25 protein-coding genes are annotated in these 22,759 nt (G+C 40.4%); 12 read left to right on the top strand and 13 right to left on the bottom strand.

The genetic code is table 11. The features are described from left to right. Nucleotides 1-19 precede the first annotated feature (19 nt). The 3 genes from egtB to ACULLH_RS05780 all read left to right on the top strand — a co-directional run bounded on the left by egtB (nucleotide 20) and on the right by ACULLH_RS05780 (nucleotide 2,539). Nucleotides 20-1,180: an ergothioneine biosynthesis protein EgtB gene (egtB, locus tag ACULLH_RS05790; protein ID WP_454087773.1), complete on the top strand. Its 1,161-nt coding sequence runs from the start codon at nucleotides 20-22 to the stop codon at nucleotides 1,178-1,180. Between the two features lie 16 nt (nucleotides 1,181-1,196). Beyond that, nucleotides 1,197-2,165: an L-histidine N(alpha)-methyltransferase gene (locus ACULLH_RS05785; protein WP_454087772.1), complete on the top strand. Its 969-nt coding sequence runs from the start codon at nucleotides 1,197-1,199 to the stop codon at nucleotides 2,163-2,165. Between the two features lie 92 nt (nucleotides 2,166-2,257). Further along, complete coding sequence (locus ACULLH_RS05780) at nucleotides 2,258-2,539, top strand: DUF427 domain-containing protein (protein WP_454087771.1); 282 nt, start codon at nucleotides 2,258-2,260, stop codon at nucleotides 2,537-2,539. Nucleotides 2,540-2,564: 25 nt separating this feature from the next. On the opposite strand, the gene ACULLH_RS05775 is transcribed toward ACULLH_RS05780, so the two are convergent. Further along, nucleotides 2,565-2,861: an isoamylase early set domain-containing protein gene (locus tag ACULLH_RS05775; RefSeq protein WP_454087770.1), complete on the bottom strand. Its 297-nt coding sequence runs from the start codon at nucleotides 2,859-2,861 to the stop codon at nucleotides 2,565-2,567. 162 nt (nucleotides 2,862-3,023) lie between these two features. Next, nucleotides 3,024-4,103: an aminotransferase class V-fold PLP-dependent enzyme gene (locus ACULLH_RS05770; RefSeq protein WP_454087769.1), complete on the bottom strand. Its 1,080-nt coding sequence runs from the start codon at nucleotides 4,101-4,103 to the stop codon at nucleotides 3,024-3,026. 55 nt (nucleotides 4,104-4,158) lie between these two features. On the opposite strand from ACULLH_RS05770, the gene ACULLH_RS05765 reads away from it, so the two are divergent. Together ACULLH_RS05765 and ACULLH_RS05760 are read left to right on the top strand one after the other, a co-directional pair. Continuing rightward, nucleotides 4,159-4,548, top strand: coding sequence for a 2TM domain-containing protein (locus ACULLH_RS05765; RefSeq protein ID WP_454087768.1), 390 nt, complete (start codon nucleotides 4,159-4,161; stop codon nucleotides 4,546-4,548). Further along, the gene (locus ACULLH_RS05760; protein ID WP_454087767.1) at nucleotides 4,545-5,036 is read left to right on the top strand and encodes a dihydrofolate reductase; all 492 of its coding nucleotides are present in this window, start codon (nucleotides 4,545-4,547) and stop codon (nucleotides 5,034-5,036) included. The genes ACULLH_RS05765 and ACULLH_RS05760 overlap by 4 nt, the downstream gene beginning before the upstream one ends. Before the next feature lie 110 nt (nucleotides 5,037-5,146). On the opposite strand, the gene murI is transcribed toward ACULLH_RS05760, so the two are convergent. The 8 genes from murI to ACULLH_RS05720 all read right to left on the bottom strand — a co-directional run bounded on the left by murI (nucleotide 5,147) and on the right by ACULLH_RS05720 (nucleotide 13,225). Then, nucleotides 5,147-5,926 carry a glutamate racemase gene (gene murI, locus ACULLH_RS05755; RefSeq protein ID WP_454087766.1) on the bottom strand — a complete coding sequence of 260 codons (780 nt, stop codon included), beginning with the start codon at nucleotides 5,924-5,926 and terminating at the stop codon, nucleotides 5,147-5,149. 90 nt (nucleotides 5,927-6,016) lie between these two features. After that, complete coding sequence (locus tag ACULLH_RS05750; protein WP_454087765.1) at nucleotides 6,017-6,526, bottom strand: OmpH family outer membrane protein; 510 nt, start codon at nucleotides 6,524-6,526, stop codon at nucleotides 6,017-6,019. 48 nt (nucleotides 6,527-6,574) lie between these two features. Continuing rightward, complete coding sequence (locus ACULLH_RS05745; protein WP_454087764.1) at nucleotides 6,575-7,408, bottom strand: OmpH family outer membrane protein; 834 nt, start codon at nucleotides 7,406-7,408, stop codon at nucleotides 6,575-6,577. A 97-nt stretch (nucleotides 7,409-7,505) separates the two neighbouring features. Further along, on the bottom strand, nucleotides 7,506-10,178 hold the full coding sequence (locus ACULLH_RS05740) for a BamA/OMP85 family outer membrane protein (RefSeq protein WP_454087763.1): 2,673 nt from the start codon (nucleotides 10,176-10,178) through the stop codon (nucleotides 7,506-7,508). Then, a complete protein-coding gene (locus tag ACULLH_RS05735; protein WP_454087762.1) occupies nucleotides 10,150-10,890 on the bottom strand; it encodes an isoprenyl transferase in 741 nt (246 codons plus the stop codon). The genes ACULLH_RS05740 and ACULLH_RS05735 overlap by 29 nt, the downstream gene beginning before the upstream one ends. A gap of 1 nt (nucleotide 10,891) precedes the next feature. Beyond that, nucleotides 10,892-11,575: a type IX secretion system protein PorG gene (gene porG / locus ACULLH_RS05730; protein WP_454087761.1), complete on the bottom strand. Its 684-nt coding sequence runs from the start codon at nucleotides 11,573-11,575 to the stop codon at nucleotides 10,892-10,894. 110 nt (nucleotides 11,576-11,685) lie between these two features. Further along, complete coding sequence (locus tag ACULLH_RS05725; RefSeq protein ID WP_454087760.1) at nucleotides 11,686-12,567, bottom strand: NAD kinase; 882 nt, start codon at nucleotides 12,565-12,567, stop codon at nucleotides 11,686-11,688. Nucleotide 12,568: 1 nt separating this feature from the next. After that, nucleotides 12,569-13,225, bottom strand: coding sequence for a CBS domain-containing protein (locus ACULLH_RS05720; RefSeq protein ID WP_454087759.1), 657 nt, complete (start codon nucleotides 13,223-13,225; stop codon nucleotides 12,569-12,571). An 85-nt stretch (nucleotides 13,226-13,310) separates the two neighbouring features. Here ACULLH_RS05720 and ACULLH_RS05715 point away from each other — a divergent pair, with 85 nt between their 5' ends. From ACULLH_RS05715 to clpX, 7 genes are all read left to right on the top strand, one after another. After that, the gene (locus ACULLH_RS05715; protein WP_454087758.1) at nucleotides 13,311-14,027 is read left to right on the top strand and encodes a pyridoxine 5'-phosphate synthase; all 717 of its coding nucleotides are present in this window, start codon (nucleotides 13,311-13,313) and stop codon (nucleotides 14,025-14,027) included. Next, nucleotides 14,027-14,797, top strand: coding sequence for an alpha/beta fold hydrolase (locus ACULLH_RS05710; protein WP_454087757.1), 771 nt, complete (start codon nucleotides 14,027-14,029; stop codon nucleotides 14,795-14,797). The genes ACULLH_RS05715 and ACULLH_RS05710 overlap by 1 nt, the downstream gene beginning before the upstream one ends. Before the next feature lie 132 nt (nucleotides 14,798-14,929). After that, complete coding sequence (locus ACULLH_RS05705; protein ID WP_454087756.1) at nucleotides 14,930-16,507, top strand: G-D-S-L family lipolytic protein; 1,578 nt, start codon at nucleotides 14,930-14,932, stop codon at nucleotides 16,505-16,507. A 74-nt stretch (nucleotides 16,508-16,581) separates the two neighbouring features. Continuing rightward, complete coding sequence (locus tag ACULLH_RS05700) at nucleotides 16,582-16,932, top strand: phage holin family protein (RefSeq protein WP_454087755.1); 351 nt, start codon at nucleotides 16,582-16,584, stop codon at nucleotides 16,930-16,932. A gap of 93 nt (nucleotides 16,933-17,025) precedes the next feature. Continuing rightward, nucleotides 17,026-18,348: a trigger factor gene (gene tig, locus ACULLH_RS05695; protein ID WP_454087754.1), complete on the top strand. Its 1,323-nt coding sequence runs from the start codon at nucleotides 17,026-17,028 to the stop codon at nucleotides 18,346-18,348. Between the two features lie 89 nt (nucleotides 18,349-18,437). Continuing rightward, nucleotides 18,438-19,118, top strand: coding sequence for an ATP-dependent Clp endopeptidase proteolytic subunit ClpP (gene clpP / locus ACULLH_RS05690; protein WP_454087753.1), 681 nt, complete (start codon nucleotides 18,438-18,440; stop codon nucleotides 19,116-19,118). Nucleotides 19,119-19,207: 89 nt separating this feature from the next. After that, the gene (gene clpX / locus ACULLH_RS05685) at nucleotides 19,208-20,443 is read left to right on the top strand and encodes an ATP-dependent Clp protease ATP-binding subunit ClpX (protein WP_454087752.1); all 1,236 of its coding nucleotides are present in this window, start codon (nucleotides 19,208-19,210) and stop codon (nucleotides 20,441-20,443) included. 2 nt (nucleotides 20,444-20,445) lie between these two features. Here the strand turns inward: clpX and ACULLH_RS05680 are convergent, their stop codons facing one another. From ACULLH_RS05680 to ACULLH_RS05670, 3 genes are all read right to left on the bottom strand, one after another. Then, on the bottom strand, nucleotides 20,446-20,985 hold the full coding sequence (locus tag ACULLH_RS05680) for a hypothetical protein (RefSeq protein ID WP_454087751.1): 540 nt from the start codon (nucleotides 20,983-20,985) through the stop codon (nucleotides 20,446-20,448). A gap of 183 nt (nucleotides 20,986-21,168) precedes the next feature. Then, nucleotides 21,169-21,534: a hypothetical protein gene (locus ACULLH_RS05675; protein ID WP_454087750.1), complete on the bottom strand. Its 366-nt coding sequence runs from the start codon at nucleotides 21,532-21,534 to the stop codon at nucleotides 21,169-21,171. A 104-nt stretch (nucleotides 21,535-21,638) separates the two neighbouring features. Beyond that, complete coding sequence (locus ACULLH_RS05670; protein WP_454087749.1) at nucleotides 21,639-22,748, bottom strand: helix-turn-helix domain-containing protein; 1,110 nt, start codon at nucleotides 22,746-22,748, stop codon at nucleotides 21,639-21,641. Nucleotides 22,749-22,759: the final 11 nt, after the last annotated feature.

Here is a 22,759-nt window from a genome sequence, read left to right as displayed (position 1 = left end):
TAAGGTGTAAAACCTTGCTATGATCCTTACAGATTCCTTATTGGGGTTCTTTTTGGAAACCCGAAAACACTCGGAATATATTTGCGAACCTCTTGAAATCGAGGATTATGTGGTGCAACCGGTTGTGGATGTTAGCCCGCCCAAATGGCATCTGGGGCATACCACCTGGTTTTTTGAAGAATTTATCCTAAAACCGCATTCCCCGGGATACACCCAATTTGATGAAGACTTCTCCTTTGTGTTCAACAGCTATTATGAAACTGTGGGTAAAAGGGTTGTGCGATCGGATCGGGGAAATTTGTCGAGACCTTCGGTGAAGCAAGTTTACGCCTATCGAAAGTATGTAACGGAGAACATTCAAAAACTATTTGAAACAGCCCAAAACGAGGAACTTAACGCTCTACTGGAGATTGGTATCCATCATGAAAAACAGCATCAAGAACTTTTGCTTACAGATATCAAATATATTTTGGGAAACAATCCTTTGTTGCCAGCTTATTCAGAAAGCTTCGCAGATCATCCGATAGAGACCCATGGACAGGAATGGATTTCCATGGACGAGGGCACGTATGACATCGGACATGATTCCGAAGACTTTTGCTACGACAATGAACTTGGTAGGCACAAAGTGTTTTTGCATTCGTATGCCATCAGCAACAAGCTGGTCACCAATAGTGAGTTCACTGAATTTATCGACGATGGTGGATATCAACGCTTTGACATATGGCATGCGGAAGGCTGGGATTGGGTAAACCAAAACCAAATCTCTTCACCCTTGTATTGGCATAAAATAGAAGGCGAATGGCATCATTACACTTCCAATGGCCTGCAGAAAGTCAACCCAGAAGCTCCCTTGACCCATATTTCCTATTTTGAGGCTTTTGCCTATGCGCAATGGAAAGGACTTCGTTTACCCACTGAATTTGAATGGGAAGCCGCCCAAGCTTATTTACCATGGGGAAAACGCTGGGAATGGACCGAAAGTGCTTACCTCCCCTATCCCAACTATCAAAAAGAGGATGGTGCCCTTGGTGAGTACAATGGTAAATTCATGGTAAGCCAGAAAGTATTGCGAGGTGGCTCAGTAGCCACACCAGAAAAACATACCAGACACACTTACAGAAATTTTTTCCACCCCAATTTACGTTGGCAGTTCACCGGTTTAAGGTTAGCCAAATAATTTCGACATAAATTCCATGCAGAAAAAACAAGCTCCTACCCTTGCCTCCACTTTTGAAGAAGAAGTGTATGAAGGCCTGACCTCATTTCCCAAACATCTGTCCTCCAAATATTTCTACGACGAGATAGGTGACAAGCTTTTTCAAGATATTATGGCCATGCCAGAATATTACCTTACCAATAGTGAGTTCGATATTCTTGAGGCCAACAAAGCAAGTATAGCCGATCTTTTCAAAAAAGAAGGAGAACCCTTTAGCCTTTTTGAACTGGGCGCAGGTGATGGTAAAAAGACAAAAATTCTACTCCGTTATTTTTTAGAACAGGATATTAGCTTCGACTATAGACCCATTGATATTAGCCAGAATGCCTTGGACCAACTTGAAGCATCCATAAAAGAAGAAATTCCCGAGATAGAGGTAAACACCCTACAGGGCACTTATTTTGATACCCTTCGAGATATCGGAAATACCAACGGTAGAAGAAAAGTCATTTTGTTTTTGGGGTCGAACATGGGCAATCTATTGCATCCCCAAGCTATTGAGTTCTTAAAAAACATGCGGGATTCCATCAATGAAAATGATATCATTTTTATGGGTCTGGATCAAAAAAAGGACCCTCAGACCATTTTAGATGCCTATAATGATAAAACTGGCATTACGGAGGCCTTCAACAAAAATATCCTAACCCGTATCAACTCTGAAATGGGCGGAAACTTTAATCTGGACAAATTCCTGCACTGGGAGGTCTATGACCCAGAAACAGGCACGGCAAAAAGTTATCTGGTGTCCAAAGAAACCCAAATGGTTCGAATTGAAAGTTTAGACCTTGAAATACGTCTTAATGCATGGGAAACCATTCATACCGAAATTTCCCAAAAATATGACGACGCCATTGTAGAATGGTTGGCCGAACAGGCGAATCTCAAAATTGTCACGCATTTTACGGATGACAAACAATGGTTTAAAAACTATGTTTTTAAAAAATAGGATATGAAATGAGCCATAACAATTCTTGACACCCAACAAGATGTTCAATGGCGAATTATATCTGACCAATTAAAACAATAAAATTTGAACAGATGAAAGCAATTTGGAACAATACAGTAATAGCAGAAAGTGACGATACCGTGGTTATCGAAAACAACCATTACTTTCCTGCTGAAAGCATCAAAAAAGAATTTTTTAAGTCAAGTGAAACGCATTCCACTTGCCCATGGAAGGGAGTGGCTTCTTACTACACTTTAGAGGTGGATGGAAAGGAAAATCCTGATGCGGCCTGGTACTACCCAGAAACCAGTGAGCTGGCCCGCTCCATAAAAGGTCGTGTAGCTTTTTGGAAGGGAGTCACCATTGAAGCTTAACGCTCCAATGGCGACTTTAGATAGGTTAAAGTTCTAGAACGGCGTTCTCTGTTCCGGCATAATCGTTCCACTGGTAACGATCAGCTTCAGAATCGTTAACGTAAGTGTTGTCTACCAAATATCTGAACTCAAAAGTGTTGTCAGTCGGTAGGTCGAAAATTCCTTTGAATGTTCCGTTCTTTAATTTTCTCAAAGTGCTTCCTTTAGGTTCCCAGTTGTTGAAGTCTCCTACTACTGCTACCTTATCAGCATCTTTCGCAGGCACCGTAAATGTAACTTTACATACAGGCTTGCTTTTTAGGTATTGCTTTTTTATCGCCATGGTATTTTTATTTTCTGATTAAAAACTAGGACAAAGCAATAGATAAAACCTCTTATGCACAATAAGTTAAGTACGATTTGTCAAATTGATAAAATGCGGTTAACAATGGGATTACTTTTGTAAAATCAACCGTCCTTTTTTCAAAAAAAGTAATATTCGGAATTAAGATTTGATGATATCCATAATCCTATCCACTTCATTTTCTGTATTGTAGAAGTGAAAACCCAATCGAATTCCATTTCCGCGACGTACGCAGACCACATTTTCATCCCATAATTTATTATAAAGATGGGTATCTCCCTTGATATTGAATATGGTGCTATGGACCGATCTGTTGACAACGGCATTTTCCAATAGACCCATGGAGGTGAAGCCATCCTTAGCCTTTTGTGATAACTTTTGCAACTGGGCCTCGATATGATTCAAGCCAATGGTCTCTAAAAAGTTGAGAGAAAATTGAAGACTCCCAAAGTTGTATGAATCCAGGTGTCCAGGTTCCAAATATTTGCAAAATGGAATTGAATCCCTTAGGTCCGCGTCCCTATCCACGGAACCATTACCTATGAATTTTGGGTTAAAACGGTCTTTTGCAGCTTCTGACACCAAAACAAAACCGTTTCCATATCCCGACAAAAGCCATTTGTATCCACTGGCTCCCAGCACATCAATTCCCGAATCCGAAAAATTGAAGTCCTGTGTACCGCAGAATTGGGTTCCATCTGCAATAATCAAAAGATTTGGGAAATCGTTTTTCAGTTTTTTGATGAAATCCAGGTCTATTTTTATCCCATTGATCCATTGTATCACACTTAACGCCAAAACATCCACTTTTCCGGTTTCGACTTTTGCACGGATGCTCCCCTCCAATCTTTCATGCATGGGAACGTAATCGAGATCAAAACCCCTAGTTTCAAAAGGCCAGTTTAGCGAGGGATAATCGTTCTCAAGCAAGAGTATTCGATACGCTTTCGGCAATCCCTCCAAAAGTATGTTGAGGCCAATGGTAAAATTGGGAACCAGGGCCACATTCTCCGACGGACAACTAAAAAACCGCCCAACAGCTTCCCTGATGGTGTGCATGCTCTCAAAATTCTTCTGTTTGGCAATACTACCGCCGATCAAATAGTCCAAATCGTGTTCTTGACGCCATTCCAACAAATCTTCATACAACAATCCAGTTGCGGGAGTGTTTGCATAAATGCATTGTTTTAGGACAGGAAATTTTTTTCGGAGATTCTGCATTACCAATCTTTTTGAGTCTAATTAGGTTATATTTGTTGATAAAGATAGCCATTCAATGTTATCCAAAAAGAAGTCTGAAAACACCGTCGATATCGAACAGCACGAACTGCTGGAAAAGGCCCAAAAACGGGTTCGTCAAAAGAAAAGGCTGTTCTCGCATTTTGTCATGTTTTTGATTGGCGGCGTACTGCTGCTATTGGCCAATAAGATTCTAAAATATGGCGAAGCATATGACTGGTCGGTGTGGGCCATCCTTCTTTGGACTTTTCTGTTGCTTCTCCACACTTTCAATGTCTTTGTCACCCATAAATTCATGGGCAAGGATTGGGAACGACTTCAAAGGGAAAGATTAGTGCAGAAACAGAAACAGCGGATTGCAGAAATCCAAAAGGAAATAGAGACCGATTTCCCCATTTCCAACGTCAATAAAAAAAAAGATCAATGAAAGCGTTGATCATTATAGCCGCAGCAGCTGAAAACAATGCGCTGGGGATAAACAACGACCTCCCTTGGCACCTACCGGACGATTTTAAGCGTTTTAAAGCGTTGACCTCGGGGCATAAGATCATTATGGGTAGAAAAACCTTGGAGAGCTTTCCAAAGGCCTTGCCCAATAGGGAGCATATCGTTATCACCAGAGATGAAGGCTATACCCCTAAATTTCCATGTACTGTGGTTCACACCTTGGAGGATGCGGTCGAGAAGGTTGAAGCCGATGAAAGAGCTTTCATTATTGGAGGAGGTGAAATCTATAGACAATCCCTATCGTTTGCAACAGATATCGAGTTGACCAGAATTCACCATACTTTTGAGGCGGATACTTTTTTCCCTGAAATAGATGAGTCTGCTTGGGAATTGATCAAGGAAGAATATCATCCAAAGGATGAAAAGCACCAATACGACTTCACCTATCTTACCTACAAAAGAAAGTGACTTAAATTGATCAGTGAAACGATAATTGTTTGCTTATGGTAGTGGGGGGACACGAATTTCTCTAATTACACAAATCACAACGAGTCACTGAGCCTGTCGAAGTGCTTTGGTTAAAAGTCCAAATAGTTTACTCGGGTGTTTGGCCCTTTCACCAAATTTTGCAAAACCTCAATGGATGCATTGGAATAAAAAATGTGTTCAGCCCTCCAATTTTGGGAATTCTCCAGGCCATTTTTTTTCAAAACCGCCTTTGTTTGACGTGCCACCGCCTCGCCCGAATCAATAATGTTGATATGGGTTGGGAGTAGTTTTTTGAGTTCAGGTATTAAATATGGGTAGTGGGTACATCCCAGTACCAGGCAGTCCATTCCTCTTTCGAGCATGGGATCCACGTAGGTCCGAAGAAGGCTTTGCATTTCTTCGGACTGTATCTGTCCGGCTTCAATCAAATCCACCAGCCCTTTTCCTTCTTGTTCAAAAACTTCGATGCCCTCTGCAAACATTTTGGATGTATTATGGAACAAGCTACTTGACAGTGTTCCCTTTGTTGCCAAAACCCCTACTTTTTTGGTCTTGGTTTGGAGTGCGGCTGGTTTTATAGCAGGTTCGATACCTATAAAGGGAACTTTATAATTGGTGCGTAAAAAGTCAATCGCGTTGGTCGTGGCCGTGTTGCAGGCAACCACGATGAGCTTACAGTTTTTTTTCAGTAAAAACTCGGTGTTCTTTACACAATACTCCAATATTTGTTCTTTGGACTTTGCACCGTAGGGAGCATTCTTACTGTCCGCTAGGTAAATTGTGTCTTCCGAGGGGAGCATTTTCTGGATTTCCTTCCAAATGGAGGTTCCTCCAACACCCGAATCAAAAATGCCAATTGGGTTGTGCATGTCCAAAAATAGATACTATTGAATCAATGGAATAAAAAAACCGCTTTTTTCTGTTGAAAGAAGCGGTTTAAAAATATTTTAAAATCAGTCTTAGAAGCCTAATTCCTGCTTTACTGCTGGAAGCAAATCTTTACCTTTTGATACGATAAGGCTTAATCCTGGGCTTGCATCAATAACGTAGTCGAAACCTTGGGCAGCGGCTACTTTTTCAATAGCAGCTTTGGCCTTGTCAGAAATAGGAGCAAACAATTCTTGTTGTTTTTGCTGCAATTGCTGTAAAGCTGCTTGCTCTGCGTTTTGGATATTTTTTTGAATTTCCTGCAGTTCCAAAGCTCTCTTTTCGTTTTCTTCTTGAGTCTTGGAAGTAGATTCGTTTCTGTATTGTGTTGCTTTATTTTGAAATTCTGTCATTGAACCCTTTATATCAGCAGTATAAGTCTCCTCCAATTTCTTCAATTCAGTTTGGGCAGCTTTCATATCTGGCATTTCAGACAACAATTGCTGCACATTGATATGGGCAACCTTGCTCTGCGCATTTACAAATCCCGTAGCCGCAACAAATAAAACTAAGGCTACAGCAATTTTCTTTACATTTTTCATCGTTCTAAGTTACTATTTTGAAAGTTAATTTTAGCGTTTCAATATTTACTATTGTATTGAATCTTTTTCTTGTTCCTGCGCTTTTTTTCTTTCTTCCAGCTTGGCTTTCCGTTTGGCCTCACGCTCTTCCAATAATTTTTTTCTTCTGGCCTCGTAGGCTTTCTTTCGCTCTTCTCTCAACTTCAGTTGTTCTGCCCTTCTCTCCTCTGCCGACTTTGCTTTCGCATCCCTTGCTACTTCAGCCTTGGCCTGACGTTCTTTTAGGGCTTCGCTTATTTCTTCGTCCTCGTCTGCCTGCTCTTCCTTGAACTTGTCCAATCTGCTCTTTTCCTTGGCTTTTTTGTTGGACTTGCTCACTTTTCGTGTTCTAGCTATCTCCCTTAAAATCAAGTCACTTATATCGTGCCTTTTTTCGGAATACAACATTACAACATCTGCCGATTTATCGAAAATAAAATCGTATCTTTTATTTCCGCCTATTTTTTGAACCTCATTGAAAACTTGATCCTGTATCGGCTGAATCAATAGCTGCTTTTGCAACACCAAATCTCCTTGTGGTCCGAAACGATCTTGTTGATAGTCGAGCATCTCAGCTTCCAATATTTGGATTTCCTCCTCACGTTCTGCAATGAGCTCATCCGTCAACAATACTTTTTCTGCCATTAAATCTTTCTTCATTTGCTCAATAACACTTTGTTTGAGCTCTATTTCCTGCTTCCATTTAACAGCCTTTGCATTTAGCTGTTCCGTCGCTTCCCTATACTCATCCACATTTTCAAGGATGTATTCCATGTCTACATATCCTATTCGGACACCCCTTTGGGAAAAGCCATTCAGCGATAGCATCAAAACAATTAATGACAAAAGAACTTTACTATTCATTTTTGATTCCGCTTTTACAAAGAAAATATCGTGCCAAAATAACTAATTAATTCAAAATGAGCTATTTATTGAAACTCAAAGCTATATTTTCTTAGAGTTAAAATTGCTGACCGATAATGAAGTGCGTTTGCCAGCCGCTTGGTCCCACAGAGGATGGATTCGCATCTGTATCAAATCCATATCCAAAATCAATACCCAAGAGACCAAATGCCGGCATAAAAATACGTAGCCCCACTCCGGCAGATCGTTTTAATTGAAACGGATTAAATTCACTAAAATTGTTAAAGGCGTTTCCTGCTTCCAAAAATGAGAGTGCATATATGGAAGCTGAGGGTTTCAAGGTCAGTGGATACCTAAGCTCCAAAGAGAACTTATTATAGATCGTACCCCCGTCCCTTTCATCCTGACCGGTAATCGCATTTCTGCTGAATGGGGTCAATGAGCTGTTCTCATATCCGCGCAACTGAATCACGTCCCTACCGTCCAGGGTAAAGTTTCCAAGACCATCTCCCCCAACAAAGAATCGCTCGAAAGGTACAGCTCCTATGTCGTTGTTATAACTACCCAAAAATCCAAATTCGGCATTGGTACGAAGCACCAACTTGTCCACCAAATTCGTGTACCAATCTCCTTTGAACTTTATCTTGTAGAACTCCAAAAGCTTAAAACGCTCTTCTTCCAAGCTCTCGATTTCATCACTGAGGGTGACAAATTCGGCCTGTTCCTCAACTGTTCCAATGTTTGGACCTCCAATTTCAATAAGTCTTGTTGTTTTTTCATCAATTTGATTGCGAATCTCTTTGAAATCCTTGTTACCAAAAAGTGAATAGGGTGGAGTAAATTTGGCCGTCAATTCAAAATTTGACCCACGTAATGGAAATATTCTACTTGGCCCTTGCGAACTTCTTGAGATTCCCAAAGTATAACTCAATGAGTTTGAGCTACCGTTACCAAAATTAAAGAGTCCGTTGTTGAAGTTGTTAAAATCATAAAGCTGATACGCGACGGAATGCGAAATAGTAAAGAAATCATCAGGCCATTGAACCCGTTTTGCCAAACCTGCTGAGATTCCTGTAATTGCAAATCCCCTGCTGCGATCTACATCAAATCTACCTCTATTGTTAAAGCTGGTAGCAAATTGTTGTGTTCTAGATAAGGACAAATTGAATCGAACAGGTTTTTTACCTCCCAACCAAGGTTCGGAAAAATTTAAACTGTATACTCTAAAAGTCCTACTGGCCTGTAAACGCAAAGCGAAGGTCTGCCCATCTCCCATAGGAACAGGTTTGTAGGCTTCACCATTAAAAATGTTTTTAAGCGAGAAGTTGCTGAAAGATAGTCCAAGGGTTCCGATAAATCCACCGCCCCCGAAACCTCCTTGAAGTTCGATTTGGCTGGAACCTGATTCTACCAAACTATAGTTTATATCTACGGTACCGGCATTTGGGTCAGGATTTTGGATATCTGGTGCTATTTGTTCTGCATCAAAAAATCCAAGCTGTCCCAATTCTCGGATACTTCTTACAATATTGTCTTTACTATATTTTTGACCTGGTTTAGTACGTAACTCCCTAAAAATCACATGATCATTGGTCTTGTCATTACCGGAAACAGTCACATGATCCAAAAAGGTTTCCTTACCCTCGATAATTCTTATCTCAAAATTAATGGTATCATTTATGGCTGAAACCTCAACTGGGTTGATACTTGAAAAGAGATAACCATTGTTTTGATATTGGTTGGTCAAATCGATAGCATCCGGCTTACTTTCATCCGCAATTCTTTCTTTAAGCAATACTCCATTATAGGTTTGCCCTTTACGGATTCCTAAAATTCGGCTTAAAAATCTATCAGAATACACCGAATTTCCAACAAAATTGATATCTCCAAAGTAGTATTTGTTTCCTTCTTCAACATCAATCTTTAAATCGATACTGTTTTCATCCACCTTAATAAAGGTGTCGGACAACACACGGGCATCCCTGTAACCCCTTTCTGCATAGGCATCTATCAAGCTGGACAAGTCTTCTTTGTAATCTTCATCTATGTATTTTGACTTTTTCCAGAAGCGGTAGAATTTTCTCTTCTTCGTCTTTTTTAATGCCTTTTGTAGTCTTTTATCTGTAAGTTGCTCATTGCCATTAAAAACAATATTCCTGATTTTTACCTTATCCCCTTTTTTGACATTGATAATCATACTTTGGGTATTGGCTCCCACGGTATCATTAGCAGTGGCAATGGTAACTTTGGCATTAAGGAAACCTTGCTTCTTGTATTTATTTTGAAGGTAATTTTTGGTATTGGCAATTAAACTTTCGGTAATCTTTTTGCCTTTTTTAAGGTCGGTATCATTAAGGATGTCCTCAACCTTTCTTTTCTTCACACCATAAACGGTAACATTGGTAAGGGTTGGTCGCTCCAAAATATTCAACTCCAAGAATATCTTATTTCCCTCGATTTTGGTATAATAAAATTCAACATTGCTGAACAACTCCAAGCTCCAGAGTTTTTTGATGACAGCACTAATTTCATCACCAGGAACCGTGATGGGTTGTCCCACACGAAGACCGGTATAAGTTTTTACGGTTTGTTCATTATAACTTTGAAGACCAGTTACCGTAAGTCCACCTAAAATATAATCTTTACCGTTCTCGAAAGAGGTGTCCTGCGCAAAGCTTTGGCCCGTAAAGAGTAAAAGAAGGAGTAGTTGTAAGTATAGTTGGGTGGTATTTTTTATAACCTTAGTTAAGTTGTTCGCTAGTTTTTCCAAATCGTCGTTCTCTATTTTGGTAACTTAATATTGCTTCTACCAAATGATGTTCACTAAAATCGGGCCAAAATACGTTAATAAAATGTAATTCAGCGTATGCAATCTGCCAAAGTAAAAAATTGCTTATTCTTTGTTCTCCACTAGTCCGGATAAGCAGGTCAACATCTGGCATAAAATGCGTGTAAAGATGTGTATTTATAACCGTTTCGTCAATATTTTCAGGTGAAATTATACTATTTTTAACTTTGAGGCTTATTTCCCTAACCGCACTTTTTATCTCTTCGCGGGACCCGTAACTCAGAGCAATTGTAAGCGTCATTCCAGTGTTGTCCTTAGTTTTTGAAATGACCTCCGAAAGCTCTTTTTGGGCCTTTTTTGGCAAAGAATCAAGGTTTCCGATGGTTTTGAGCTTAATATTATTTTTATGGAGTGTTTTCCATTCTTTACGCAACGAAGTCACCAAAAGTCGCATTAAGGTTTCGACCTCAAGCTTTGGTCTGTTCCAATTTTCAGTTGAAAAAGCGTAAAGGGTTAGATATTCAATTTGTAGTTTGGCACAACTCTCGACCGTCTTTCTGACCGCTTCCACGCCATTTTCGTGCCCAAAGATTCTCAGTTTGCCACGTTGTTTGGCCCACCTACCATTGCCGTCCATAATAACAGCAATATGTTTTGGAAGTTTGTCTTTGTCTACGTCCTCTAATGTGTGCATTTTATTGAAAACAATCCTGGCAAGGTTTGCGCCCAAAGGTATACGTTAATGTAATACCAGAAAAGACATACCAGTCATCGCTCAATACATTTCCGAATCTAAATTGCTCAAAATTGGATCCTTCGGGATTGCTTCCGTCCAAATTGTCCGTAAACGTATACCTAGCCCCAATTTCTACACCCAGAATCAAAAACTGATTCAAACGATACTTTGCCCCTACCGTCATTGGAATTGCAAAACTACCGTCTTTTTGGTTAATATCCTGCACTTGTAGGGCATCAAAATAATTAAAATCGTATCTGAAGTAGGTGAAACCCGTATAAAGATAGGGTGTGAAGGCGGGTCCAAGCCTATGTAGATTGTATTCCACGAAGTTGAATTCCAAGCCCGCAGAGAACTCGAGTACAGAATTATCTATACTATATTGTCTTTGTCTTCGCGAAGCCTTACTCGATTTTGAATCATCTGCGGTAAATGTTCCATAAAGCACACTTCCTCTCCACGCGTATCTTTTGCTCTTGTTCCATTTAAAAACCCCACCAAAGGCAGGACCAGAGGGTAAGATATAATTTGTCCTTCCCACATCACCTATCATATTGGCACCACCGGCAAAAAGACCAATCTCATACGTCTGGGCACTGACCTTGAACGCACAGCAGAGTATAATAGCCAGAACTATCCGCATACTATCAAAAAGTTAAACATATTAGAGGTAAAGGAAAGTCAATATGGTATACTGTTAGAATGTTCTCTTTTGTTAAACAGTTTTTAGCTTCTTTTATTGTTTTGAAGGGTTCAATTACGTCTATCTTGGCCCCAGAGTAATTTATTGCGAAGTGTTTTTAAGAAGCTCTCTGATTTGTACTCGATCATTTTAACCGTGAAATTTGATTTTTGTATTCTGATTTCCTTGCCATTTGGGATATCCGCGATTCTGGAATCCAACGACACCAAATGTGTTTCTTCCCGTCCAGAAACCTTCAATCTTATTTGTGTATCATCAGAAATTACCAATGGTCTTGCATTAAGATTATGTGGAGCTATTGGCGTCAATACCAAAGACTTTGCCGTGGGTTCGATAACCGGACCTCCGCAGCTCAATGAATATCCAGTTGACCCTGTTGGTGTAGATACAATTAATCCGTCTGCCCAATATGAGGCCAGAAACTCATCATTCAGATACGTTTCTACGGTTATCATGGAGGTGGTGTCTTTTCTACTCACCGTAACCTCGTTCAGTGCAAAATTCAGTTCCCCAATTTCATCAAGGTCTGAATTTACCTCAACCTCCACTAGACTTCGCTCTTCAATTTTATAATTGCCAGCAGTAAACTCGGTCACCACTCTACGTACTTCTTCCTTCTTAAAAGTGGACAAAAATCCAAGTCGCCCAGTATTCACTCCCACAATAGGTATTCCTAGATCCTTTACATAAGTAACCGCTCTTAACATGGTACCATCACCTCCAAAACTGATGAACATGTCGAAAGAGGAGTCCAAGCCTTCATTTTGCGAAAAAGTATCGAAATCAAACTTAGCAACATAAGCTGCAATAAGTTTTTCAAAACCGGTTTCTATGTATACCGAAGCATTTGCTGCCTCGAGTTCCTCTAGCAACTCCACGATATAGGTTTTATCGTGTTCTTGAAAACTTTGTCCGTAGACAGCTACTTTCATCTTAAACGTTAAGGTATTTTTCGAGGTAGTCCGACCGCTGTTTCAAATCTTCCAAAAACTGGTCGTCGCTATTGCCAAAAACAATGTTGTAGTTATACCTTCTGAATGTTTGGGCGACCTCGTTCAGATTTTCAGAACCTACTTTGAGGGTTATCTCTACAATGTCATTTTGTGAATCGGTGATGAAAGCGCCCAGTAAACGGGCATTGTTGCCCTCAACAATCTGAGCGATTTCGCTAAAGGAATAATCCTTGATTCCTATGGAAACCACGAGTATTCCTCCGGGCTCCCTGAAAAAGGGTGTATTGATAAAGACCGAAACAATATCCTCCAGATCATAATATCCAACAATCACCTCATCCTTGTCCAAGACAGGAAGCACATTGGCCTCGTTTCTAGAAAACATTTCCAGCACATCGAGCCAAGCGGTCTCTTTGGTCACAAAAAAGGTCTCCAGTTCAAATCTAAAATCCTCAATCTTTTTGGCCGGTTCAAAGCAGGCCAAATCGTTCTCGGACAACAATCCAATGAACACCCCATTTTCTGTAACCGCCACATGGGAAAAGGTAGTCTCCTCAAAAAACTGGATCACCTCTTTCAAAGTCTCGGACACCTCGAAAATTGGAACAGTGGATATTATTTGATTCTGGATTTGCATAACAATTTATTCAGGCGCAAAATACTAATTTTAAATCGCAAAAGGCGTGCCTAATTCTTATTTTTGACGTTCAAAATAGGAATACATGACAAAACTAAGTGTCAATATCAACAAACTGGCAACCTTGCGAAATTCACGCGGTGGCAATATGCCCAATCTTTTAAAATCAGCGGTGGATATTGAGTCTTTCGGAGCGGAGGGCATAACCATTCACCCAAGGCCCGATGAGCGCCATATCCGATATCAGGATGCTCGGGACCTTAAAAGTGTGGTGACTACCGAATATAATATTGAAGGGAATCCAATTCCCAGTTTTGTCGATTTGGTCCTTGCTGTAAAACCGACCCAGGTAACACTGGTGCCCGATGCTGAAGACGCCATTACTTCGAACGCGGGTTGGGATACCATAAAACACAAAGGCTTTTTGGTTGAAGTGATTCAAACATTCAAGGAAAATGGCATCAGAACATCCATTTTTGTAGATCCCAATGTTGAAATGGTGGAAGGAGCTGCCGCAACGGGTACCGACCGCATTGAACTCTATACGGAGAGCTTCGCCCATGATTTTGCACTTGGAAAAAAAACTGAAGGAATACAACCTTTTATCGAGGCCGCAAAAAAAGCAAATGAAATAGGTCTGGGCATTAACGCCGGACATGACCTCAACTTGGACAATATTAAATTTTTCAAGGAGAACATCCCTGGATTATTGGAAGTTTCCATAGGGCATGCGCTCATCTGTGAGTCTATTTACCTGGGGATTGAAAACGTAGTTAATATGTACTTACACCGTTTAAAATAATGGAGTTGTTACATTCTAAAATTCTAGGAGAAGGAACACCCTTGGTCATCTTACATGGCTTTTTGGGGATGTCCGATAATTGGAAAACATTGGGCAATCAATACGCACAACATGGGTATGAGGTGCATTTGGTTGACCAGCGCAACCATGGGAAAAGTTTTCATTCCGACGATTTTGATTATGATTTTTTGAGTGCTGATGTACTTCGTTATATGAATCATCACCAGATTGATGCCGCTAGTTTAATAGGACATTCCATGGGTGGTAAGACGGTTATGCAACTAGCGGTAACCGAACCTGAAAGGATATCAAAGCTCCTGGTTGCGGACATTTCTCCAAAATACTATCCACCACACCATCAGCCCATAGTTGATGCCTTGGGAAAATTGGATTTTAGCGTGATTACCAGCCGAAAGGAAGCAGATGAGGTACTTTCCAACTACCTGCCAGAGTTCGGGATTCGTCAATTTCTTTTGAAAAACCTGTATTGGGAGGAACCCGGAAAATTGGGATTCAGGTTCAATTATGACATCCTTAAGGATAAAATGGATGAAATTGGGGAAAACATAAGTTCAAATGCCAAATACGAAGGCGCAACGCTTTTTCTTCGTGGAGACCGTTCCGAATATATTCTGTCCAACGACTTTCCTGAAATCAAAAAACATTTTCCAAATGCCGAAATCGATACGGTTTCCAACGCCGGACACTGGCTTCATGCCGAAAACCCCAAGCAGTTTTTTGAAAAGACGCTTCAATTTCTAAATTCATAAAATTCCTACGTTTTTATTATGCATGCATAATTTTTTTGCCCATTTTATTGCCTGTATAACAAATTTCACCTAGTTTTGGGAATACCGGTTTGAACATAAATCTAACTTAAGCTAACTCAAACAGATTTGAATATGAAAAAGTTATATGCCCTACTCCCCTTCTTAGGGTTGTTCTTGATTGCATGTGAAGACGATGAAACTCCAATTGTTACACCAGACCCGGATCCGGTAGTTTATACAGCTGGTTCAGCCAATTTTTCGAAATATGTTTCTGTAGGTAACTCGTTGACTGCAGGTTTTTCAGATAATGCACTTTTCCAGGCTGGTCAAGAAGCTTCTTTACCCAATATGTTGGCGTCGAATTTCGCTTTGGTCGGAGGTGGAGCCTTTGAAATTCCATTTATGGCGGACAATTTAGGAGGAATGACACTTGGTGGAAATCCGATAAGTGGAAATAGATTGATTTTGGCCTTTTTACCCGACGGTCCCGCGCCCGTTCCAGTTACAGGTGCAGGGAGCACGGAAGTTTCAAATAAGCTTACGGGCTCTTTTAATAATTATGGAATTCCAGGTGCCAAAAGCTATGAATTGTTGGCCCCGGGTTACGGTAGCGTAGCCGGTGTGGCATTGGGAACCGCAAATCCATATTTTGCCCGTTTTTCCTCAGCGGAAGAGGCGACTGTTATTGGAGACGCATCTGTTCAAGGAGCAACTTTTTTCTCCGCTTGGATTGGCGCCAATGACATCCTATTATATGCTACCAACGGAGGTTCAGGGGTTGATCAAACAGGAAATTTGAATCCTGCTACCTATAACAGAAATGATATTACAGACCCTAACGTTTTTGCCGGTTCTTTAAGCGGAATCCTTACGGCAATGACCGCTGGGGGTGCAGATGGGGTTATCGCCAATATTCCGAATGTAACGGATATCCCTTTCTTTACAACAGTGCCATTCGCTCCGTTAGACCCTACGAATCCTGCTTTCGGACCTCAAATCCCTGTATTAAATGCTCAATTTGCTGGGCTAAATCAGGTTTTTCAAGCTTTGGGAGTTCCTGAAAGACAATTTACCTTCTCGGAGTCTGCAGCTAGTTCCGTAATCATAAAGGATGAAGATTTACCTGATTTATCAGCAGCGATAACGGCAGCTTTAATTGGTGTAGGTGTTGACCCTGGCACAGCAACGGTAACAGGGTTATTGTATGGGCAGGCACGTCAGTCCAATGAAAATGATTTATTGGTATTGACCAGCAGTAGTACCATCGCTACCCTAAATGAGGATGCTTTCGCCATGCTACAGGGTCTTGGTGTTGATCCGGTAACCGCAGGACAATTGTCCGTGAACGGAATCACCTATCCTTTGGAAGATCAGTGGGTTTTGACTCCAGAAGAGCAAACTGCCATTGGTACGGCATTAACCGCTTACAATGCCACTATTTCGGCCTTGGCCACACAATTTGATTTGGCTCTTGTAGATGCCAACGCATTGCTGAGCGAATTAAATGCAAACGGCCTTCCATTGGCCGATGGAAGTACTGTGACTTCTACATTCGCCACAGGGGGCGGTTTCTCTTTGGATGGTGTCCATCCTGCACCAAGAGGATATGCCATTTTAGCGAATGCCTTCATCGAAGCAATAAATGAAAAATTTGGGTCTGATCTGCCCGGGGTCAATCCTTTGGATTTTACTGGGCTCTATATCGATTAGAAAACACTACTTAAATTCACTATATTTTAGGCACCGTTTAGGCGGTGCCTTTCTTTTTTCAAATTTTCTTGCTTATGAAACTTATTTTAAGACTTCTTCTGAACGCGGTCGCTGTTGTTATACTATCGTATGTCTTGCCTGGTGTAGGTGTCGATTCGCCCACAACAGCTATAATAGTCGCTTTGGTATTGGGAATTTTAAATTTTTTGGTGAAGCCGGTCCTGATCATATTAACCTTACCAATAACCATTGTTACCTTAGGTTTGTTCCTTTTGATCATCAATGCGATCATCATTCTAATTGCAGCACATTTCATTCAAGGATTTGAGGTAGCCAGCATCTGGTGGGCTATAATTTTCAGTCTCTTGTTGTCATTTTTGCAATCCATTTTGCACTCTATTTTCAAAGAGGACAAAAAGAATTGATTTTGTTTGGCACTCAATGTTTTAAAAAGTTGCTGTCCTTCAGAAAATGCATTACTTTTGCCACCCATTTTTGAATAGCAAATTAGGTAGTAGATGAATATCACAAAAGAGCAGATTGACGAGCTAAATGCAGTTGTAAAAGTTGCCATTAGCAAGGATGACTATCAAGACAAAGTAGAGAAAATCCTGAAAGACTATAGAAAACAGGCCAATATTCCCGGTTTTCGCAAAGGACAGGTGCCCATGGGGCTTATTAAGAAGCAGTATGGCAAGGCTGTTTTGGTAGATGAAGTGAACAAATTGTTGCAAGACAATCTCAACAAGTACCTTACTGAAGAAAAATTGGATGTGTTGGGTAATCCATTGCCCAAGCTACAAGAAGATTTTGATTGGGATAACGACAACCTCGATTTTGAATTTGAATTGGGACTTGCGCCAAGTTTTGAGGTAAAAGTAAAGACCAGAAAAGCGGTCACCCAATACAAAATCGTTGCTGACAAAAAAATGGTTCAGGAGCAGGTAGATCGTATCCAAAAGCAATACGGGAAGTTGGTATCCAAAACAGAGGCTGGCAAATCCGACGAGATTACCGGTACCTTTACCAACGAGACTGAAGAAATAGAGAACAAAACCACCATTGAGCTAGATAAGGTAAAGAGCAAAAAAGCTTTGGACTCCATTCTAGGCAAAAAAGTGGGCGACAAAGTTGAGCTAAAAACAAAAGGCCTGTTTAAAGAAGATTATCTTTTGTCCAGCACATTGGGCATCAATCGCGAAAAAGCGGATAACCTAAATGTAGATGTTACCTTTACGATTGAGGAAATCAACGAGCGCGAACCAGCGGCCCTTGACCAAGAGCTATTTGACAAGTTGTTCGGAAAGGACAATGTAAAATCAGAAAAAGAACTTAAGGATAGGATCAAGGAAGATTCAGAAAAGCAATTCGAGCAGCAATCCGACCAAAAATTGTTGAACGATATTACCGAAAAATTGATTGACGATACCAAATTTGACCTTCCTACAGAATTCCTTCAAAAATGGATCCAGGTAAGTGGTGAAAATCCACTATCAGATGACGAGGCCAAAGAAGAGTTTGAAAAATCGGAAAAAGGCCTTCGTTATCAACTTATCGAAGGTAAGATCATCCAAGAAAATGACCTTCAGGTTCAGTTCGATGAATTAAAGGAATTCGCCAAAGGATTTATCAAATCACAAATGGCGCAGTATGGACATTTAGATCCTCAAGAAGAGGAGCTTGAGAATATTGCTGCTCGCGTAATGAGCAATCAAGACGAGGTGAAAAGGCTTTCCGAGCAGCTGATGAGCCAGAAACTGCTTAGCTTTTACAAGGAACATGCTAACCTCAAGGTAAAAGAGGTTACCTACGATGACTTTGTTAAGGAGGCTTATAGCTAGATCGAGCTAAAAGAAAATTAAGTATCTTTACGGTGCCGAAAAGCTTAGTTTTCGGCACCTTTTTTTTAAGCAAAATCGAAGAAAATCCTATGGATTACGGAACAGAATTCAAAAAATACGCTACCAAGCATCACGGGATAAACAGCATGTACTATGACCAGATTGTAAGTAGTATGCACCCAGTGGGCATGACCCCAAATATCATTGAAGAAAGACAGTTGAACGCCATTGCCATGGATGTTTTTTCCAGGTTGATGATGGACAGAATTATTTTTCTTGGCACTGGCATCAATGATCAAGTAGCAAACATAGTCCAAGCGCAGCTCCTCTTTTTGGAAAGTGCTGATGCTTCAAAAGACATTCAAATCTACATCAATTCACCAGGTGGAAGTGTTTATGCCGGTCTCGGAATTTACGATACCATGCAGTTCATCAAACCTGATGTGGCCACAATTTGTACTGGTATTGCCGCATCAATGGCAGCAGTACTTTTATGCGCTGGTGAAAAAGGTAAGCGTAGTGGACTTTCCCATTCAAGGGTGATGATCCATCAACCTTTATCTGGCGCACAAGGACAGGCAAGTGATATTGAAATTGCTGCCAAAGAGGTACTGAAAATAAAAGACGAATTATATCATATCATAGCCAATCACTCAGGACAGTCGTTTGACAAGGTCTATGAGGATAGTGATCGTGACTATTGGATGAGGGCCGAGGAGGCCAAAAAATACGGTATGATTGACGAAATTTTGGTAAGGGACAAGTCCTAAAACCGAACTAAGAAGTCAAAAAAAGGTCGCTAATAGCAAACAAAACACATATTTTTTACGTTATTAGTGGTTGAACTTTAAATGTTTATATGGCAAAGGAAAACTTGGAATGTTCTTTTTGTGGTAGAAAAAAGCCCGAGACCAACCTTCTTATCGCTGGTCTTGACGCCCATATTTGTGATCGATGTATAGAACAAGCCCATAGTATTGTAGCAGAGGAGTCCAAACAATCCAAAAATCAGGATCTTTCTTCAGAATTGGTTTTGAAAAAACCCGTCGAGATCAGAGATTTTCTGGACACATTTGTGATTGGACAAGAGCGTACCAAAAAGGTAATGTCTGTTGCCGTTTACAACCACTATAAAAGGCTATTACAGCCTAAGGGCAAGGAAGATGATGTAGAGATTCAAAAGAGCAATATTGTAATGGTAGGGCAAACGGGCACAGGAAAAACCCTTATTGCCAAGACCATTGCCAGAATGCTGAATGTTCCTTTGGCCATTGTTGACGCCACTGTTTTGACCGAAGCCGGATACGTCGGTGAGGATGTTGAAAGTATCTTGACAAGATTGCTACAAGCAGCCGATTATAATTTGGAGAAAGCGGAACGAGGTATTGTTTTTATTGATGAAATAGATAAAATCGCCCGTAAAAGTGATAATCCATCCATTACGAGGGATGTTTCAGGTGAAGGAGTTCAACAAGGCCTTTTAAAGCTGCTCGAAGGTACGGTAGTTAACGTTCCACCAAAAGGAGGAAGGAAACATCCGGATCAAAAGTTTATCGAAGTAAATACAGAGAATATTCTTTTTGTTGCCGGGGGTGCCTTTGATGGTATTGAACGCATCATTACCAAAAGATTGAATATGCAGGCCGTTGGATATAGTGCTTCCAAAGCGGAAGACAGATTGGACAACGAAAATATCCTTCAATATATCATTCCTAAAGATTTAAAGGAATTTGGTCTGATTCCAGAGATTATAGGTCGACTTCCCGTATTGACCCATATGAATCCTTTGGATTCAAAAACTTTGAGGGCCATTCTTACTGAACCCAAAAATGCCATTATAAAACAGTACGAAAAGCTGTTTTCCATGGATGGTATTACGTTCAGCATTACAGAGCAGGCTTTGACCTATATCGTGGAAAAAGCAGTGGAGTATAAATTGGGCGCTCGAGGACTGCGTTCACTATGTGAAGCCGTTTTCACCGATGCCATGTTTACCCTGCCGAGTAGCGAGGAAAAGGAATTCAAGGTTACCAAGGCTTATGCAGAGGAAAAACTATCGCATGAGACCATCAAAAAATTAAAGGCTGTTTCTTAGGGTTACACCGCTTTTTTAGTCACCTTATCCAAAAGGTTCAAGCACACATCAGCAATGATTTTTTCATCAGAATACAATTGATGTCCAAAGTTGGGAATCACATTGATTTCTGCTCCAATCCCGTTGGCCCAATCGTCACTCGGGCGGAAATCGTCCTTTCCTCCATAAATTAGATTCATAGGGATGTCCGGTTTCTCATTTTCGAGTCTGATCCTGGTAGGTGAGATTGCAGTAAGCGATTTCATGGGCAATCCTTTTAAGGCTGCCTTCCATGCAACTGTCCCCCCGGTACTAAATGCCAAATAGTGGCTAGCTTCGGTCTCTTTTTTAAGCAAATGGGCAACGGCAGTATCAATTCCGCCTTCCACAAAAGCTTTATGGATATTTTCTTCACTCGAAACCGGTGTATCTATATTGCCCAATTGTTGGCAATCATAAAATTGGATGTTGTAATATTGTTGGAGATATCCAAAATATGAGGTAATCCAAAGTCCTTTTTTCACCCCCCACATATCGGAGATAATAACTAGTTTTTCAGCCATAACTTTACTTCTATTCAGTTTATTAAGATGAGGGAACTCAAAATTTCTGAATCAAACTTCACTCATAAACGAAGAAAATCCATATTTATTTGACCAAAATAGGGGTTTGCTCGATAAAAGGCGAGATTTACGAAAACGTTTTCGTAAATCTGCTGTTCATCTAGCTATTTTGTATCCAGAGACTTACATGGGAAGTGTGAAGTAGCCTATATTTCCCAAATTAGGCCCTTCTATTAAATAAATGACCAACCCTCCAACAAAGACAGTTGCTACCAGCAACAGTGTCTTAAAAGCAGAGAACTTTCGTTTTTTCACCTCCCAGATATCTTTGTACAATATCTGGATTTCTTCTCCTTTTGAAATGCCAATGATCGCGGTATCGGTCAATTCGGTTATTTTAACCTTGATATACTTGTTTTCATAGCGACCCAGCTTAAGCTTGTATTTTTTGTCTACCAGTAATTGTTCTTTGCCATTATTTAGACTTTTATAGGAATGACAGCTTTGCAGCAACAAACAAAGCAGGAAGGAAATACTTATAGTTCGCATGATTGGATAGTTTTTAGATTTCACTCAAAACTATCGGACCATAAAAAAAGGGATGTCCAATAATTTCCAATTTGGAAAAATCCGGACAAACTCAACTTAGAAGATTAACCCCGGTATTCGGAAGGTGTTTTACCAGTAACTTTTTTAAATGCTTGATAAAAGGTAGATTTTGAGTTGAATCCACACTCTAAACCAATAGCCACAATGGTGTAGGCCTCAAAATCAGGGTCTTTCAAGATTCGCTTGGACTCGTTTACCCGAAGTGTATTGATGTAATCTGAAAAACTGATTTGTTCCTCGTTGACTACCTTGGACAAGGTACTGACCCCAATCTGCAATTCCGTTGCAACCTTGTCCAAACTTAAGTTTGGATCTAGAAAAAGTTTGTTTTCAAGTACAAAAGCATCGAATTGGTCAAAAGTGAATTTGTCCCTAGCATTTTTGGCTTGACCTGGAACTGTATTCTTTTCCCGCTTCGATTTAAGTACCGCACGAAGTCCTACCCTATCCTTTAACAATCTATATCTAAAAAAAGCTTTATATGCCACCCAATAAATCAGAATAGAGGATGTTAAGCGCAGAGGATAATAGGAATACGGCGGTTTAATAATTTGTGTAGTGCTGTTTATCCATACGGCAATCCCCCAAAAAAGAAATACCAAAGCTCCCCATCGCAAAAAATGCACAATCCAGGTGAGATCATCATAAACTAAAATCTCAGCATACTGATTCCTATGTTTTTTAAGCAAGGAGATGCACTTCACATAGAGATAAATCGAGTACGATAAGGTTAAAAAATCTTCGATGAGATTGTACCTCTCCAGTATATGGATGGATATGGTTTGTTCGACAACAGCATGTATCAAATAAAAGCGGATCGCCGCGGCCAATAAAAAGAAGGCCACCCCATATCCAAGTAAGGTGGATCTTTTTCTTTCCATCCCCAGGTAATGCAAAAGAAATGTGTAAAATGCTGGTACAATAAGGATATACCAAGGTATGGTTAGATATGCGGTGACATTTTCATACTCCAGAAGGTTCTTATCGATCAACCAAGACTGAAGGTTGTTCAGGGAAAGTAATACAACAAAAAGGTTGAGGAAAAGAATGGGCTTTTCGATTTTCCTTCGCATTGCAAATGTGGCAAATGCAAAGACAAAACCCTGTATGGCTCCTACGATGAGAAATAGATTAAAAACCGCCCTGAAATCCATTGAGAACTTTG

Source organism: Flagellimonas sp. 2504JD4-2 (assembly GCF_053642935.1).
Note: the sequence above shows the minus strand (reverse complement) of the source record. Positions and strands in the feature narration are given on the sequence as shown.